Origin of the sequence: Bradyrhizobium sp. CSS354 (assembly GCF_029051725.1) — a bacterium.
Lineage (GTDB): Bacteria > Pseudomonadota > Alphaproteobacteria > Rhizobiales > Xanthobacteraceae > Bradyrhizobium.
On record NZ_JAACFU010000004.1, the window covers coordinates 327070 to 343263 of the forward strand.

Annotated in this window: 12 protein-coding genes; 7 read left to right on the plus strand and 5 right to left on the minus strand. The window is 58.0% G+C overall.

The genetic code is table 11. The annotated features are described in order from the left end of the window. Positions 1-38: 38 nt before the first annotated feature. Together GWG67_RS11600 and GWG67_RS11605 are read right to left on the minus strand one after the other, a co-directional pair. Positions 39-491, minus strand: coding sequence for a hypothetical protein (locus GWG67_RS11600; protein ID WP_275169474.1), 453 nt, complete (start codon positions 489-491; stop codon positions 39-41). Next, positions 463-657: a hypothetical protein gene (locus GWG67_RS11605; RefSeq protein WP_275169475.1), complete on the minus strand. Its 195-nt coding sequence runs from the start codon at positions 655-657 to the stop codon at positions 463-465. Before GWG67_RS11605 ends, GWG67_RS11600 begins: the two co-directional genes overlap by 29 nt. Before the next feature lie 1262 nt (positions 658-1919). Here GWG67_RS11605 and GWG67_RS11610 point away from each other — a divergent pair. Beyond that, positions 1920-2846 carry a Ku protein gene (locus GWG67_RS11610; RefSeq protein WP_275169476.1) on the plus strand — a complete coding sequence of 309 codons (927 nt, stop codon included), beginning with the start codon at positions 1920-1922 and terminating at the stop codon, positions 2844-2846. Between the two features lie 44 nt (positions 2847-2890). Next, positions 2891-3679, plus strand: a complete 789-nt coding sequence (locus GWG67_RS11615) for a DUF72 domain-containing protein (RefSeq protein ID WP_275169477.1) — start codon at positions 2891-2893, stop codon at positions 3677-3679. A gap of 49 nt (positions 3680-3728) precedes the next feature. On the opposite strand, the gene GWG67_RS11620 is transcribed toward GWG67_RS11615, so the two are convergent. Continuing rightward, positions 3729-3998, minus strand: coding sequence for a hypothetical protein (locus tag GWG67_RS11620; protein WP_275169478.1), 270 nt, complete (start codon positions 3996-3998; stop codon positions 3729-3731). A gap of 1614 nt (positions 3999-5612) precedes the next feature. On the opposite strand from GWG67_RS11620, the gene GWG67_RS11625 reads away from it, so the two are divergent. The 4 genes from GWG67_RS11625 (at position 5613) to GWG67_RS11640 (ending at position 11900) form a co-directional block, all read left to right on the plus strand. Then, positions 5613-7292, plus strand: a complete 1680-nt coding sequence (locus GWG67_RS11625; RefSeq protein WP_275169479.1) for a retron Ec67 family RNA-directed DNA polymerase/endonuclease — start codon at positions 5613-5615, stop codon at positions 7290-7292. A gap of 16 nt (positions 7293-7308) precedes the next feature. Next, entirely contained in the window at positions 7309-8454 is a 1146-nt protein-coding gene (locus tag GWG67_RS11630; RefSeq protein WP_275169480.1) for a Shedu immune nuclease family protein, read from the plus strand. A 558-nt stretch (positions 8455-9012) separates the two neighbouring features. After that, positions 9013-9807, plus strand: coding sequence for a hypothetical protein (locus GWG67_RS11635; RefSeq protein ID WP_275169481.1), 795 nt, complete (start codon positions 9013-9015; stop codon positions 9805-9807). Continuing rightward, positions 9804-11900 (plus strand): AAA family ATPase, encoded by a 2097-nt coding sequence (locus tag GWG67_RS11640; RefSeq protein ID WP_275169482.1) that lies wholly within the window; start codon positions 9804-9806, stop codon positions 11898-11900. Before GWG67_RS11635 ends, GWG67_RS11640 begins: the two co-directional genes overlap by 4 nt. Before the next feature lie 526 nt (positions 11901-12426). Here GWG67_RS11640 and GWG67_RS11645 read toward each other — a convergent pair. Next, positions 12427-13437, minus strand: coding sequence for a methyltransferase (locus GWG67_RS11645; RefSeq protein WP_275169483.1), 1011 nt, complete (start codon positions 13435-13437; stop codon positions 12427-12429). 21 nt (positions 13438-13458) lie between these two features. Further along, positions 13459-14436 carry a tripartite tricarboxylate transporter substrate binding protein gene (locus tag GWG67_RS11650; RefSeq protein ID WP_275169484.1) on the minus strand — a complete coding sequence of 326 codons (978 nt, stop codon included), beginning with the start codon at positions 14434-14436 and terminating at the stop codon, positions 13459-13461. A 76-nt stretch (positions 14437-14512) separates the two neighbouring features. Between GWG67_RS11650 and GWG67_RS11655 the strand changes: the two genes are divergently transcribed. Next, on the plus strand, positions 14513-16150 hold the full coding sequence (locus GWG67_RS11655; protein ID WP_342761032.1) for a winged helix-turn-helix domain-containing protein: 1638 nt from the start codon (positions 14513-14515) through the stop codon (positions 16148-16150). Positions 16151-16194 lie beyond the last annotated feature (44 nt).

Consider the following 16194-nt stretch of genomic DNA (forward strand, 5'->3'; position numbering starts at 1 on the left):
GCGTTTGCTCAAGCTTCGGGAGCGACGCTCGTTCCTCGCTAGGAAGCCCGAGCCTGCTTGCGGGCATTGCGTCGGCGACGGCGCGCCGCGAGTCGTCCTCGGACCCTCTCCGCCGGAATGTGCCGCGAGATTGCCGGGGCAAGCTCCGGCTCTGAGTGGCGTTGTTCGGCCGCAATAGGGGCTTGGTCCGGACGAGCTTCCATCAGATCGAGCACCGCGCGGCCCTTGGCCGTGATGCGCCACCCGCCATTTGTCCGGTCGATCAGCCCTTGCGAAAAGATGTCCAGGCCGGGCACCCGCGCGCCCAGCCGCCGGGTACGCTCCGTCCAGTCGCGACCGCTGGTCGCCAGAATGGCCATATCCCGCTTGAGATCCTCCATTGCGGCGAACCCATCCGGGTAGCTCACCAGGATCTTGAGGACCGTCACGTGGAAATTCACCCCCGCCCCCACATGACCATCGTCACATCGTCGGGATTTCAGAGAGGGCATTGCGGGCCGCCTGTTTGAGGCGATCCGCACAGATGTCACCCCTGCTTGCAGTCTCCAGAAGCTTCGATGCGACGCGGGTCCGGGCGCCAATCTCACAGCGTGGAACACCTTCACACACCTCGTCGAGAACGGTGCGCAACAACGCCTTGGTCGCGGTATCGATCATGGAAAGCCCCAGCGGAAAGGTTCACGGTAGGGCAACCGCTCCGGCCTGTGATTCAACATTGTTAATGATCTGAAAATTTGCTGGCTTGGCCACCCCGTCGCCTTTGGCGGGGTCTCCGGCTGCTGGGCGATCCACGAGCGGTATGGCGCCATCAGCAGCAGCTTGGTCAGTTGGAGAGGGAAACGCTTGGTGGATGCGATCGCAAAAGCACATGGCGATGCTTCCATTCTCGGACCCCGGTCGACAGCCTTGGATGCCGAACGAAAGCGGCCATCTCCAAGAGCCGCAGAACGAACCACTTTCCCAAAAGGAATCACGTGGCAAATGATAGAGCGACCTTTCCAACAGTGGACATGAGTTCTCGTTCTCGCGGCGCATTTCGCCCGAGCTTTGCCTGGTCACTCCACCCTCAAAGCCAAGAGGGCACAGGGAAGGCCGGGTGCCGGCTGGCACCCGCGGTCCGCTGCGCGAAAAGCACACGCAGGAAAACCGCACAGCAGCATACAGGTGTAGCCAATCACTCGGCCTTCCCTGCGCGATGGTTGGACGGCTTATGCCGTGCTCTCCCGGGAGCCGAGTTCCTTTTGGCCTCCCTCGCCCTCGCGAAAGTCACCGACACCGCGCCGGTTGACGCAGATGCCGCATCCGCAAGAGCTTGACCGTAGCAACGACGGCCAGGACCACACGGTTTTGCCGTACGCACGGCCCGCCATTTCGCCGCAGTTTTCCCAGCCCTGTCGACGGAGCCGGAAACTTACAGACGAGACGAAGCCTAGCAGCGCCGCTCGTCGGAACGAAGCCTTGGGCTCACGGAGAGCAATCCGCCCTGCCCTTAGCCTCTCGCACCCGAACGCTGCCGCGTCCACCGCAAGCCCGGCTCGCGAACGTGACGACACAAGATCGCCCCTCAAGAATGAGCCGGGATGAGCGACACATACGCCAATTCCGAATTTCGGTAAAGTGGAATATTTTTATGGAGAGGGGTTGACGGGGGTGTGTTGCCCGACGGGGCTGGTGCCGCTCCCCTTAGAGCAACGGATTGGCTGATTTCCACGGAGGTCTAATGACCGAGGGATCTGCCATGGGTTGGTCACCGCTGTATGTTCTTATTTCGTTCGTGCCGGTCAAGGCTGCCCGCCATGTATTCCGAGCGCCTGACCGGGACGTGGCATCAATTTGCGGTGGACACCTGCGGCCGGTGTCGGAACTGTGCCGCGCCGTTCGTCTTGAGTCCAAGTCCCCGTAATGGAGTGTTGCGTAGCATGGCCCCCCGCGCGAACTGGAAAGGCTTTTTGCGTCTCTCGTTGGTCACCTGTCCCGTGGCGCTCTACCCGGCTACGTCGGAGAGTGAGAAGATCTCCTTCAACCAGCTCAACCGTCAGACCGGTCATCGGATCAAGTACGTGAAAGTCGACGCCGACACCGGGGACGAGGTGTCCAACGAGGACATCGTCAAGGGCTACCAGCTCGAGAAGGACCAGTTCATCGAGGTGACCAAGGAGGAGCTTGAGGAGATCGCGCTGGAATCCACGCGGACCATCGAGATAGACGAGTTCGTGGACAAGGCCGATATCGATCCGCGCTACCTAATCCGCCCCTACTACATCCGTCCGGACGGAAAAGTCGGCCACGACGCCTTCGCGGTCATCCGCGAGACCATCCGCGAGATGAACAAGGTTGCGATCGGGCGCGTGGTGCTCACCAACCGAGAGCACATCATTGCGCTCGAGCCGATGGACAAGGGCCTGGTCGGCACCTTGCTGCGGTATCCCTACGAGGTCCGTAGCGAGCAAGAATACTTCGAAGAGATCCAGGACGTCAAAGTCACCAAGGACATGCTCGATCTGGCCAAGCACATCGTGAACCAGAAGGCCGGATCGTTCGAGCCGGAGAAGTTCGAGGACCACTACGAGACCGCGCTGATCGAGCTCATAAACCAGAAGCGTGCCGGCAAGCCGATCGTGCCGAAGGATCGGCCGAAAGGCGAGAACGTCGTCGATCTGATGGACGCGCTACGCAAGAGCGTCGGCGGGGCAGCAGCCAAGACCGAGGCTCCGAAAAAGCCTGCCAAGAAGACGAAGAAGGCTGCCGCGGCTCAGAAGGAGATGCTGATGCCGATCGCCGGTAAGAAGCCGGGTAAGGAAGCGGCGAAGAAGCCGACAGCAGGCGCGCGGAGGAAGTCGGCGTGAGTTTGTGAACATCCGGTGATGCCCGATGGCAGTTACGGACTGACATGGAAGAGGTCGCGCATGTCAGGGCTGAGCTGCGGCTCGGCACAGCGGGATGGAATGTTCCGCGAGTCTCGAAGGAAAGAGTTGGCGGGGTAGGTAACCAACTTGAACGCTACGCGCGGGTGTTGAATGCCACGGAGATCAACTCATCATTTCATAAGCCGCACCGGCGTTCGACCTATGAGAAGTGGGCGAACGCGACGCCAGATGATTTCCGCTTTTCGGTAAAGGTGCCGAAGTCTGTTACTCATTCGTCACAGCTTGCGCGGGGTGAACTCGATCGATTCATCGAAGAGAGCGCCGGACTTGGCGCGAAGCTCGGGGTTTTGCTCGTTCAGTTTGCGCCTCGCAGAATGTTCGTTGAGTCCGATGCGGAGTTCCTGTTCCGCGCACTGCAGGAAAGGACCTCGGCCGCTCTCGCTTGCGAGCCGCGTCACGTCAGCTGGTTCACGCCCGAGGTCGGCGCTTGGCTCAGGGAACGTCAGATTGGCCGCGTCGCCGCGGATCCGGCGCGGGTGCCCGATGCCGACCTGCCGGGCGGGTGGCCGTGCCTGTGCTATTTTCGACTGCATGGAGCGCCGCGCATCTACTACTCCGCGTACGACGGCGCGTTCCTTCGGACCCTGAAGCGGCGGCTCGGTGCTGCGTCTTTGTCGAGTGAGACCTGGTGCATCTTCGACAAGACCGCCGCCGGGGCAGCACTCGAGAACGCACTAGACTTGCTCGCTTTATGGGCTTTGCAGCGGCCAGTTGATATCCCTCACGTCCTCCAACTTCGTCGAAGGCTTTGAGGCTCGCACGCACCCGTTGCCATCCGAGCGGCGCGACAGCGCAGGCGACCTAATCGGAACGTGGCGGGCACTCCGGGCACGTATCGCCAATCGAATGCAAAACCTCGCGCACTTGCCCGACGGCCTGATCCGGAGACAAGCCCTCGGGTGGTTCCTGCCTGGCGATATCCAATGCGTGCTCGCGCGCATGCGGGTCGGCCCGGTCCTTCGCCCAGCCGTGCTCCTCGCATTCGTGGATGGCGCCCGCCTCCTGCAGCACGCTGAGCGCCCATCCGCGCAGCGTTCGGATCGCTGGCCGCCTTTCCTTCGTCATCAGCATCGAACTTGCTCCTGCCCGGAGCGAATCCTTTCGCCCGTCCTATCGTTCCGGCGGTTAGCACGCAGCAGGGATTCGTAATCGGCAGAGCTGAGGTTGGTCCCCCTGTTCCGCGGCTCTGTGCACAAGCGACTGCCGGCGCCGGCATGAGGCGCGCCCAGTGCTTCTGCAGGGTCGCGAATGGAGCCGAGAGCTCTCTCAAGGTGGCAGGCCGGACACGACGGCTCCCGAGCCTTGGATATCGCGTGTATTTTTTGGTAGCGGGAGAGCGCTACACTCGGTTTCTTCACCCTTTGTTTTCGCTGAAACTAGCCTTCGTGCGCGGCCGAGAGCGGAGGTGATGCCAGTCGCGCCCTATTCTATTTTCGAGCAAAAACGTAGCTTCTCCCAGCAGTTCCCACTCTTGTTCCCACTTGCGCGGCCAAACGAGCCTTACACCGGCCTGACTGTTGCGACCTTCCGACTCGACGCGGGCCCAACGCCAGATGATCGGTCGAACTCGGATACCGTTGATTGGTCTGCGGCGCCCAGCCCTTGCTTCCTCCAGCGCTTTGAGTGCGGTTACTGGCGTCCTCGTAGCCCTTCCGCCCCTGGCGACCATTCGAACGAAAAGCTCAGTAAACCCCTTCCGATACTCGAACTCCCCTCACATTCACCACGCATCGCGTCCGCTCCGATTGTTTCGATCTGCCTAAATCGGAGCCACGCCAAACCGCTGCTCGTTGTCACTCCGCAACGGTTGCGCGCCTAGTGCGACGTTGCGACAAGAGTGGGCCAACGTTCATTTGAAAAAACGCCGTTGATTCGGAATCAACGTGCTAATACCCCTCATGATAGAGGGGAGCATGAGGTAGCAAGTTGCGAATCTGAGAATGGAAACCCCTCTTCAAGAAATGGCAATTTGCCGACATGGTTAATCAAGGGGATCAGCCTGAATAGGTTTGGACCTTCCGTGCCTCACGCCGCGTATGAAGCCCCGCGAGACCTGCGTTCGCAACTCCTTCTAGAAATTCGTCCGCCACGACCAGCGCCGGAATAGTGCCCGCATATCGCCCCCGCATGCAGCGATCGCGGCATCGACCTCCGCTTCAAACTCCTCTGTCAATTCCGCAGGCTATTGACGTAAGCGCTACAATAGAACACTTCACGAACAGATAAACGTGAATCGATGCGTTGGGGATTCTGGGGATACCGATGACAACAATTCGGCCCTGCAAAGGCGGATATCTCACTCATCGTTGATCTTAGCGAGCATAGCCTCCACGAGGGTCGACTCTTGAAAGTGCATAAAATGCCAGTCGAAGCGGTTGTGTCTCTGGATAAGTTTGATTCGGCGGTACGGACTTTGTTACAGCACTCGAACTCGCAGACATTGCTCGTGCCGTCCCCGACGGCAGTGTTGTTGATCCCTTAGGAAGTTGCTTGCGTTTCCGCACCACACGTTTAAGTTGGTGGTGAGCTTACAGGCAGATTTTTTGTTGCGCTATCGCAACATCAGACCAAAGGTCAGAGGCCAATGCTTCCTGACTGCAGAACTATGCACGCTCAATGTGGAATATGAAATCCCATGATCGCTAAGGAGTGCCTGTAAGCTCACAAATTTAGGGCGAGGGGCATTTGAGCGCACTTAGTGATTTAAAAGCGGCAACAACGCTGAGCGATTTGGCAAAACTGATTGGCTATAAGCCTAGTGCACTAGCCTTCCTAATTCACCAAATTCCCGACGGATCGAAATATTCATCTTTCACGATCCCAAAAAAGTCGGGCGGAGCGCGCCTGATCAGCGCCCCAGTGCCGAAACTGAAAACGCTTCAGCGACACCTTACATCATTCCTGACGAAGTGTCGGAAAGAGATCGATGATGCAAACAAGCTGCGGCCCTTGTCGCATGCATTCCGTAAAGGGCAGTCAATCATCACGAATGCGACGCCGCACATCAAACATCGATATGTGCTCAATCTAGATTTACAGGATTTCTTCCCATCGATAAACTTTGGACGAGTGCGCGGCTTCTTTATCAGCAACAAGGACTTCGCGCTGCATAAGGACGTTGCGACCGTAATCGCTCAAATCGTCTGTCATGCAAATGCACTGCCTCAGGGCGCGCCAACCTCACCAATCATTTCAGACCTTATCGCTCACATCCTTGATGTCCGATTGGTCGGTCTCGCGAAGAAATACAATTGTACATACACCCGTTACGCGGACGACCTAACATTCTCCACAAGGCTGAAGACGTTCCCTACATCGCTCGCCGTTCAAGTCTCCCCCTCCGATTGGCAACCCGGCAAACCGCTCGCCGAAACAATCACGAGTGCCGGATTCAAGATCAACCCTGCCAAAACACGGATCCGGCTGCGTGGCAGCCGCCAAACCGTCACGGGCCTAACCGTGAATCAGAAGGTAAACATTCAAGCGGACTATTATCGCCGCGTCCGATCAATGTGCTACGAACTATTCAAAACGGGCATCTACTTCAATCAAGGAGCCGCACCTAGCGCGGCGTTGCCGGCCCTTGAAGGGCAATTGAATCACTGCTTTCGAGTCAAGCACGCGGTTGCATTGGCCAGAAACGAAATCACCATAAACGACAAACGAGATCGTGGTGTTCGCAAACTCTATAAGAGACTGTTATTCTACAAGCACTTCGTCCAGCTCAAGAAGCCTCTCATCATTTGCGAGGGGAAAACGGACATCACATATCTGAAATTGGCGGTGCGCAGCTTGGCGACCACGTTCCCGTCACTCATCACAACGACAGGGTCTATCCAGACACGCAAAGTCAGCTTTTTCAACCACACTCGAATAGCGGACAGCGTTCTAAAACTGGGCGGCGGATCGGGGGGCATGCAGCTCCTCATCAAAGACTACGCAGCCGCACTAAAATATTTCAGGAACAGGCCGCTTGCGCATCCAGTTATATTGTTAATCGACAATGATGATGGCGCTGACGAAATCTTTGCAGCCATCCACACCACCGTCAAACTGAAAGTGTCTCGAACGTCCACAGCAGATTTCTATCACATCTGTCACAATCTTTATTTGGTGAAAACACCAGAAGCAGGGCTTCACGGCACGTCTCGTATAGAAGACCTATTCACGGCACCTGTACTTAAGACGGTCGTAGATGGAAAGACGTTCAATCCCGGCAAGAGCCTCGATCCTATCAACGAGTACGGCAAGGTCGTTTTTGCAGAAAAGGTTGTTCGACCCAATGCAAATAAGCTGGATTGGGCGGCCTTTCAAAAGCTCCTAGGCCGAGTCGACGCCGTTACGAAGCATTACAGGCCGCCGTAGAAACCATGAGATTGCCATGACAGACGATGAACTTAATTACCTTGCCAACTATCGACCAGACGCGCTGTACACCGTACCTGCGCGAAACGGAAAGGGCGCCTATGCGACGCTTGTCGGCGACAGCGAAGCGGTACTTGGCGAAATCGACGTTACTGCCCGCTGCAAGCTCGCGGTGTCGGCCTTTTATGTTCAAGATCGAGTGGACTTCGGCTCACTAAAAATCACGAAGATCAAGTTTCACAAACGTTTTGGATGGCGGAGCGATGGCCAGGTCCAAGTAAATGATTTTCAGCTCGCCCAAATAAGAGATTTCTTGTCCGTAATTTCCAGCCTCGATCTACGCGATGCAAAGAAAACGCGCGTCTTGCTGGACGACAGCATCCACGTTTCGGGTTTAGGTGCATTGTTGTCGAGCACAAAAGGTGCGGCGCTCGTTAGAGAGCTTGCCGCAAATCCTGAACTACACGAGGACATTTATGCCGTGGCTGCGAAGCGCGCTGCCCTTGTGACGTTTGAAGCGTACTTGAGGAGCGAGGTCTCTGAGCCAGCTTGGCAGAAATTTTTCGAGGCGAACCCATGGATTTTTGGCCATGGACTTAATTATTTGTTTTTGAACAAGGTAGGCAACAAGCTGGAGAGTCAGACTACGGGCTCTGCCTTCGACCGATACGGAAAGAGAGCAGATGGTCTCCTGCAAACCAATGCTGAGGTCAGCCAATACGTACTGTTGGAGATAAAGAAGAACGACACCCTTCTTCTACGCGAGGATGCCTATCGCGCGGGCGTCTGGGGAGTATCCGAGGAGCTATCGAATGCCGTGACGCAAATCCAGAAAACAGTATTCGAATTCACGAGAAACCGTTTCCGCGATTACGCTAAAGATGACGAAGGCCGCGACACCGGGAAAACCATCTATGCGGTCGATCCGCGCAGCTTCCTCATCATTGGAAACCTAAGACAACTTAGCTCAAATGATGACAAGGTAGCTTGTTTTGAGCTATTCCGACGTAATCTACGGGCGCCAGAGATACTCACGTTCGACGAATTGTATCAAAGAACTAGATGCATCGTCGAAAACATCAGCAATAAGGTGCAGGCAACTACAGCAGCGAACGAGGGGCCGGAGGAACGCGCTGAAATGGACGACGATATTCCCCGGTGAGCGCTGCTCGACGTATTCCTAACAAGATTCAATTTATTCTTCCGCTGGGCAACCGCCGCGCCTCCGTTGCGCGCACTTCGGTACTTTCGGTCTACTTGATGCAAGGAAGCCCGCCACAACCCGTTTAAACGTTACTGGATTTGCATAGAGGAACAGTGCCTTTTGGTGTCGTCTCGTCCTTTGGCGGCGGGCGCCGCCTTCCGGATTATTGCGGCGAAAGCTAAGGGGAACGTCCTAGGACCTTAGCGGCTAAGATCCGGATAGCCAAAATTCAGCGTGAGGGACTTTAGGTCTGCTTTGCGGACTTTCACGTCTCAAAACCGTGCAACGGACATTTCGCACTATACCGGAGGGTGTTGCTATGTCCGCTATCCACGACACGAAACGTTATCGGCCTATCTCGAAGGTTCTCGTCCGCTATGGACGGAGCCGCACTTGGTTGGAGCGCAAGCTTCGGCACGACCCAAAGTTTCCTCGACCGTATAAATTTGGGACGAGCCGGCGCTTTTGGCTCGAAAGCGAGCTTGAGACGTACGATCGTGAATGCGCGGTGCGTTCATGACCAAGCAGACGAGCTACCCTTATAAGGAACTTCAGGGCGAGATCCTGAAGCGCATCTTCCGCGGCAGCAATCTGCTCCAACGGCAACCGCATTCCGCGTCAGTGGCTCGCGATTTGGAGACATATAAAACGATGGCGGCACAATTGATCGCGGCCGCAAACGGTTGGCAGTATCAACTACACCCTCGCTGGGAACATCTTGCACCGCTGGTGCCATGCACCTACGGTCAAGAGCATTTGCGGTTCGCACTTCGCAGACCGTTGTTCTTCGTGGACACGAGCGGCGACCCTGTGGCTATCGCGACGCAGCCGCCCCGCCTCGATGCCAACTTGGGCGAACGCTTGAACGTACTAAAGTCGCATGGGCTGTTCCCGAGCCCGGCGCCGTCCACCTACGCCAGTATCGATGATCCGGGAAACAGCATGTTCTTCGTCTGCACGTTAGCGACGATCACGGTTCGCTGGCTTCCGGAGCAGGAAGAGATTGACGGCCTCTTCTCGGTCCCATCGAACGAGATGCCGCGCTTCCGTGACTTTATCGATCAGTTCAGCTCATCCAACGAAGAGCTTTCAGCGGCAATCGATTGCTTGCGGCGTTACCGTGACGTCGCGCGTCCCTGGGCGCTTCCCGAGCACATTGTGTCCCTGCGTCATTTGGAAGCTTGTTTATATAATGTGCCCTGGGGAGACGTGCCACACGGACTATTAGGCGACATTTGGGCCCTGTTCACGGCTTGGAGCCGCGAGCGGGTAACCGAAATCCTGACTTTTGATCGGGAGTTTGGTTCATGACTCCGCGCACAAAGGAAGTCGCAACGCGGGCAGCAAGCGCCCTCGCCGCTATTCGTGATGAAGGACTGCTGAAGGTGGCGGCGATCTCACCTGATGGTGGAGCACCCCGCGTGCGCGTCTTCGCGTTACCTGGCGAAAGGCAAAAGATCGAAGTTTGGATCGCGGAGAACAACGGGAAAGCTAATCTTTATTTCGAGGCAAACATCCCACGCTCTCGGACCGAGACTAAATCGAAAAAGGACGATATCGCCAGCGTCGTCTACCTCCACGCCGATCTTGATCGTGCCGCCGGCGAATCTGCCGATGAGGCCCGTGGACGCCACTTAATGGCGGTGAAGTCCGGAAAAGTACCTCTTCCATCGTACGTTTGGTCAAGCGGCAACGGGCTTGCAGCTTTATGGAAGCTGGAAATCCCGGCGGTCTCTATTGACGAAGCGGAAGGCGCCGGTGCCGAGATTGCAAAGGCACTTGGTGGCGACCGTACGCAAAACGTCGACCGGCTCCTCCGGATTCCGCACACGACTAACCTGCCGAATCGGCGTAAGCGAGAAAAAGGCTTCGTACCGGTTAGGGCAAGCGGCTTCCTTATGAAGACAAGCGGCTCTTACAGCCTCGCAGCCTTCCGTCGTCAAAGCGTTGGCATCAAGGCACCAGCGGAACGAGTCGGCGCTGCAGAGACAGTTGATGACCTCGACGCGCTCAATTTGGACCAACGTACGAAGGCGATCGTACAAACTGGAGGCAGCGACAAAACTCTCGAGAAAGACCGATCTCGATCAGTGTATGCCGCAATCTGCGGAATGATCCGTTGCGGCGTGGCGCACGAGAAGATCGTCGGCGTCCTAACGGATTCTCGCTACCGCATCTCCGAGCGCGTGTTGGAACGCCAAGACCCAGAAGCGCACGCTCGCAATGAAGTCGCTCGTGTCAAAGCAAAGCTCAAAGCGGAACTGGATGCCGAGTTTGAAGCTGACCTTTCCGAAGTCGATGACACTCCGAATGTCGTCCGACCCGACGAGCGACAAGCCAAGAACCCTTACCGGCACGAAACACATGCCGAGATTATGGCGGAGCCCGAGCAACCCTACCTCATCGAGGGACTCGTGCCCGAAGGTGCATTTTTCCAGGTGTTCGGCGACCCTAAGGCCGGCAAGTCTTATTGCATGATGACGGCGGGCCTATGCATCGCAACCGGGCGCGACTTCGCAGGCTTGGAGGTGCGGAAGTGTCGCGTCTTGTACGTCATTGCCGAGGGTGGTCGACGGCGCTTTGCGGAGCGTGTCGAAGCGTGGATTTTAAAAACCGCCAGCGATGAAGCAGCCGCCACCGGGGAGGCCCGAGCGAAAATCGAAAGTCGGATTCGATCGGACTTAGCCGAAAATTGGCGCTTGATCGGGCGTTCCGTGATGGTCGACGTGCCACTGGAGGTGAAGCAGGCGCTTGCCGGCGGCCCCGGTCCTTGGGGAATGATTGTGATCGATACCTTAATTCGGAACTTCTCCGGTGCAATGAACGATCAGGAGGCTATCGCGAAGTTTATCCACGGCGTCGACTTCATGCGGGGTGATAAGACTGCCGTTGGTGTCGTCCACCACTCGGGTCATGGAACTAAGACGCGCGGCGCAGGTTCCGTCGCGCTCGATGGCGGCCTGGACCTCGCTATCCGGGTGTGGCGAGAAGATCCGCTCCGCGTGATGGAGCTGGTTCTATCGCGGCACACTCCCGACGGCCTCAAACTCGTTTTTGAGCTGGTCAACTACCCGATCCCTAGCACCAACTACGACTTTGACACTTGGGACGAGGACCTGCTCGACCAGGTGGTGCTGGTGCAAACGAACAAGCTTCCCGCCGCCAAAGGAGAGGGCGATAGTGACGACGACGCGGCGATCAAGTGGCTCGTTGAGATCCGCGACGCCCCCCAGCCGCTTACCGAGCGGGCTTTGGCGGAACGCGTGTGCTCGTCGCCCACGACGGTTCATCGCCGGATCGAGAAGCTTTTCGACCAGGGCTACGTCACGAAGAACCCGATTGGTCTCACTGACAAAGCTAAAGAAGTAGTAGGCGAACAGCTTTTTCATGCTTCACGGGAGTGAAGCAGACCTGCTTCACAGTCAATCGACCAGGATGAAGCAAGACTGCACTAAGCTGCTGAATTAGCTCATGCTCCACATGAAGCAAGCGTGAAGCAAAGATGAGCATCCTTGCTTCGCTTCACCCCCCTCTCTAGGGGGTGAAGCGTGAAGCAGCAACAGGGTGAAAGAGGAGCGAATAGCTAAAACGGAAATTACTGTGCCGCGCAGAGCCGTCCATCAGTGGCGGTCGGGGCCGCCGAATTAATTTTGAACAGGTGGCGGGTCCCTCCAGACGATTTCGCAATGCGGTCAGTGCGGGGGTGCCGATCGCTTGCAGCTACAAATTAATTTGGAAAGGCTTAGGGTATCCATCGTCCGGACAACGTCCGCTATCGGCTCCGCAGCGGGAGTGGCTCTGGTGGGTGCAGCGCATAACCCGGAGCGGACCTCTGGCCAAATAGCTGCGTTCAGTCTTCAGGAAATGCGGGTCGTCACTGACGGCAGCTGGTAGGCACCATCGGTCCACGCCATGGAGAAGAAAGCCTCCTTAAGCACCATTTTTCCTGAACTTGACCAAGCTGAAGGAGCCAACACCCACCGCAACTACGAAAGAGAAGCCGGCCTTGGCGGCCAGCGTACGATACTGGGCTTCCGTCCGCTCGCAACCACCGGGTCCCCGCAACATGTTAAGGTCGCTCAAGGCGCAGCCGGCGTCCTCGGCCGTGGCAAGCTCTGGCATGATACGCTCGATCACAATCAGCGTTCCGTCTATCGGTAGTGCGTCGCGGCAGTTGCGCAGAATGATCTCGCACCGGCCATCCTTCCAATTGTGGAGGATGCTCTTCATGAGTATGGTGTCCGCGCCGCCTGGGATCGCTTCGAAGAAACTGCCAGCGACGAACCGGCAGCGGCCAGCCAAGCCAACCCGAACGAAATGCGCACGCGCGCCTGCCTCGCAGCGCGCAAGATCGAACGCAACCCCCTCAAGATGGGCGTTGCGCTGGAGCACGCCGCTAATCAATTCGCCAGTACCGCCACCGACATCCATGAGGGCGCGCGCGGCCGTGAAGTCGTGCGCTGCAACGATTTTTGGAACGAGGGATCGCGTGAGGCTGACCATCGCCGCGTTGAACCGGCGGGTCCATTCCGGTGCATATCCTGTAGCGGCATAGCGATCATCGCCCTCGCCGCGCAGCTCGGCCGCGCTCTTCCCAGAGCGGACCGAATCGACCAATCCGCCCCAAGATTGCGCGAGCATCTCGCTCTCAAATAAAACCCAGTCCTTGAAGGACGGGTCGGCAGCCTGATCGAGCTGCCGACCAAGATCGGTTATGCCAAAGCGGTCGCCGGACGCCTGCGCGCAAAGGCCAAGGGTTGTAAGTGCAACGAGGAGTCTCCGTAGTGCACTTTCGTCGGCAAACACGAGCCGGGCAAGTTCGGCTACCGATTTTGCCTCACCGCCGATGGCCTCGGCGAGATCTAGCTGCACCGCGGCGTGGATCACTGCTGTGATGCGATGCGACTGCACAAGCTCATACACGGATGCTGGCCGGCTCATATGTTGCCTCCCCAATTGGTTTTAATCGGTCGGGACGAACCCCGTCGCCAGGACTATCGCCTTCCACCGTTCGGACTCGGAGGCGATCAGGCGCGCGAAGTCCCCCATCGCTCTCGCGTCTGGCTCGACCGCCAGCTTCGCCATGCCGACCCTGACCTCATCGGTCCGCAAGGCCGCCTGGATCGCCTCGTTTAGCCTGTCGACTACCGGCGCTGGCGTGGTCGCCGGAACAAAGAAAGCAAACCATGTCAGGTCCTCGAGGGAGGGATATCCGGCCTCCCGCACCGTCGGTACCGCCGGAACGAAGGGGCTGCGGCGCGGCCCGGTGGTCGCCAGGGCACGAAGATCTCCAGATTGGACGAGTCCGAGCGCGCTGCCGATTGGCATGACGGCCGCGGCAATCACTCCCTTCATCAGATCCTGAATCGCGCCATTGCCCTGATAGGGCACGTGTAGGAAATCGAAGCCCGCGCTGCGACCCAGCATCGTGCCCAGAAAATGCAGCGTGGTCCCGGCACCCGGCGTGCCAAAGGTCGCGAGCTTCGGATTGGCGCGGCACCAGCCAACGAAGTCTGCCAGCGTCTTTACCTCGGCCGGCACCTTCGGGCCGACCGTCACCAGGGTCGGGGTCGAGGCAACGGTTGAGACCGGCGTGAAGTCCCGTGGATCGTATCTCAGCGTCTTGTAGACGTGTGGAAAGAACATCATGAAGCCAAGCGGCGCAAACAACATGACCGACCCATCCGGGTCGGCGCTCTTCACCGCTTCGACCGCGATGCGACCGCCCGCGCCTGGCCGGGTCTCGACCACGATCGTCTTCGCATAGTCGTTCATCTGTCCGGCCACGAGCCGCGCCAAAGCGTCCTGTAGGCCGGGGGTGAAACCAGTAAGGATATGCGCGGTTTTTGGGAGTGGTTGCCCAAGTGCCTGAGGCGTCCGAAACGCGGCGGAGAGCGCGACGGCGGCGGAAGCGATCAATATATCACGTCGGGTGATCATCCCTGTCTCCCTGACCCGGCCCCCAAAGTTCCAGGGCGTGCTACCTTTGGGTGTACCACGTCGGGTACGGTTAGACTTGATCGGCGGCTTACTTTTTCTTTACCGGCGGCTTATTCTTGCGGAGATGGCCTCCACGATCGACCGCGATTGCAAGGGAAGTGGCTTGCGCTATTTCTTTGAAGATTTTTCACTCGATACAGAGCGACGTGAGCTTTGTCGCGGATTGGAGCTCGTCCCCATCGCCCCCAAGGGCTTCGACCTGCTCGGATATCTGATCGGCAATCGCGAGCGCGTTGTCAGCAAGGATGATCTGATCAGCGCCATATGGGACGGCCGGATCGTCTCGGATGTGGCTTTGACCACGCGCCTCAACGCGGTGCGCAAGGCGATCGGCGATACCGGAGACGAGCAGCGTCTGATCAAAACGTTTCCGCGTAAGGGCGTCCGCTTCGTCGCATCGGTTCACGAAGCGCCGACGGCAGTAACGGTCGCCAGCTCGCCGAGCCCGGCCACCGGCAAGCCGTCTCTTGTGGTCTTGCCCTTCGTGAATCTGAGTCCCGATCCCACGCAAGATTATTTTGTCGATGGCGTTACCGAAAGCCTGACGACAGATTTGTCGCGGATGGCCGGCATCTTCGTGATCGGCCGCAACACCGCCTTCACATACAAGGGAAAGCACGTCGATCTAAAGCAGGTTGGCTGCGAGCTGGGCGTTCGCTACGTGCTCGAGGGCTCGGTGCAACGGGCTGGGGATCGGATGCGCATCAACATCCAGCTGATCGATGCCGAGACCGGCAATCACTTGTGGGGTGAACGGTTTGACAAACAGGTCGCCGACCTATTCGACATGCAGGACGAGATCGGCGCTCGGCTCGCCGGCCAACTCGGAACCGAATTGGTCACCGTGGAGGCACGGCGGGCAGCACGGGCGCCGCATCCAGATTCGATGGACCTCTATTTTCAAGGTATGGCATATCTGAACCGCGGAACTGATCCCGCAAGCCTGTCCAAGGCGCGCCCATTCTTCGAAGCGGCGCTCCGGCTGGACGCCACGAATGTCGAAGCCATGGTTGGAATGGCCGACGTCGATACTATGCGGGCGACTTCAATGCTGATCGACCGGAGACCGCCCCTGCGGCTGGTCGAAGCGTCGTTGGCCGAAATACTTGCTCATACCCCCAATCATGCAAGGGCGCACTGCCTGATGGGCGTCGCCCGGATCTTCACGAAACGCGCTGCCCAAGGCATCGCCGGATGTGAGCTTGCCTTGACGCTGGATCGGAATCTGGCCACCGCTCATGCATGGATTGGGCTCGGCAAATGCAATCTGGGGCGCGCAGGGGAGACCGAAGCCCACGTGATGGAAGCATTCCGGCTCTCTCCCCGTGACATCAAGGCGTCGTCCTGGATGAACACTGCAGGCGTCGCGCGATCATATCTCGGGGATGACGAAGCTGCCGTTGAGTGGTTCAAGCGCTCGATCGAGGCCAACAGGAATATCGCCCCGTTCGTTCATTTCTATCTCGCTGCGGCGTTGGCCCATCTCGATCAGGTCGATGAAGCAGGCGCTTCTCTGCAGAAAGGCCTCATCCTCGCTCCCGAGTTCAGCATCGCCCAATTCCACATTAGTGCGCCAAGTGACCATCCGACTTGTATCGCGCAGCGGGTTCGGATTACGGCGGGCTTCCGCAAGGCAGGACTTCGCGAGAACTAGTTAGCACAGAGCCTGAAAATTCGATCTCGTGATCGTCTGGTCGC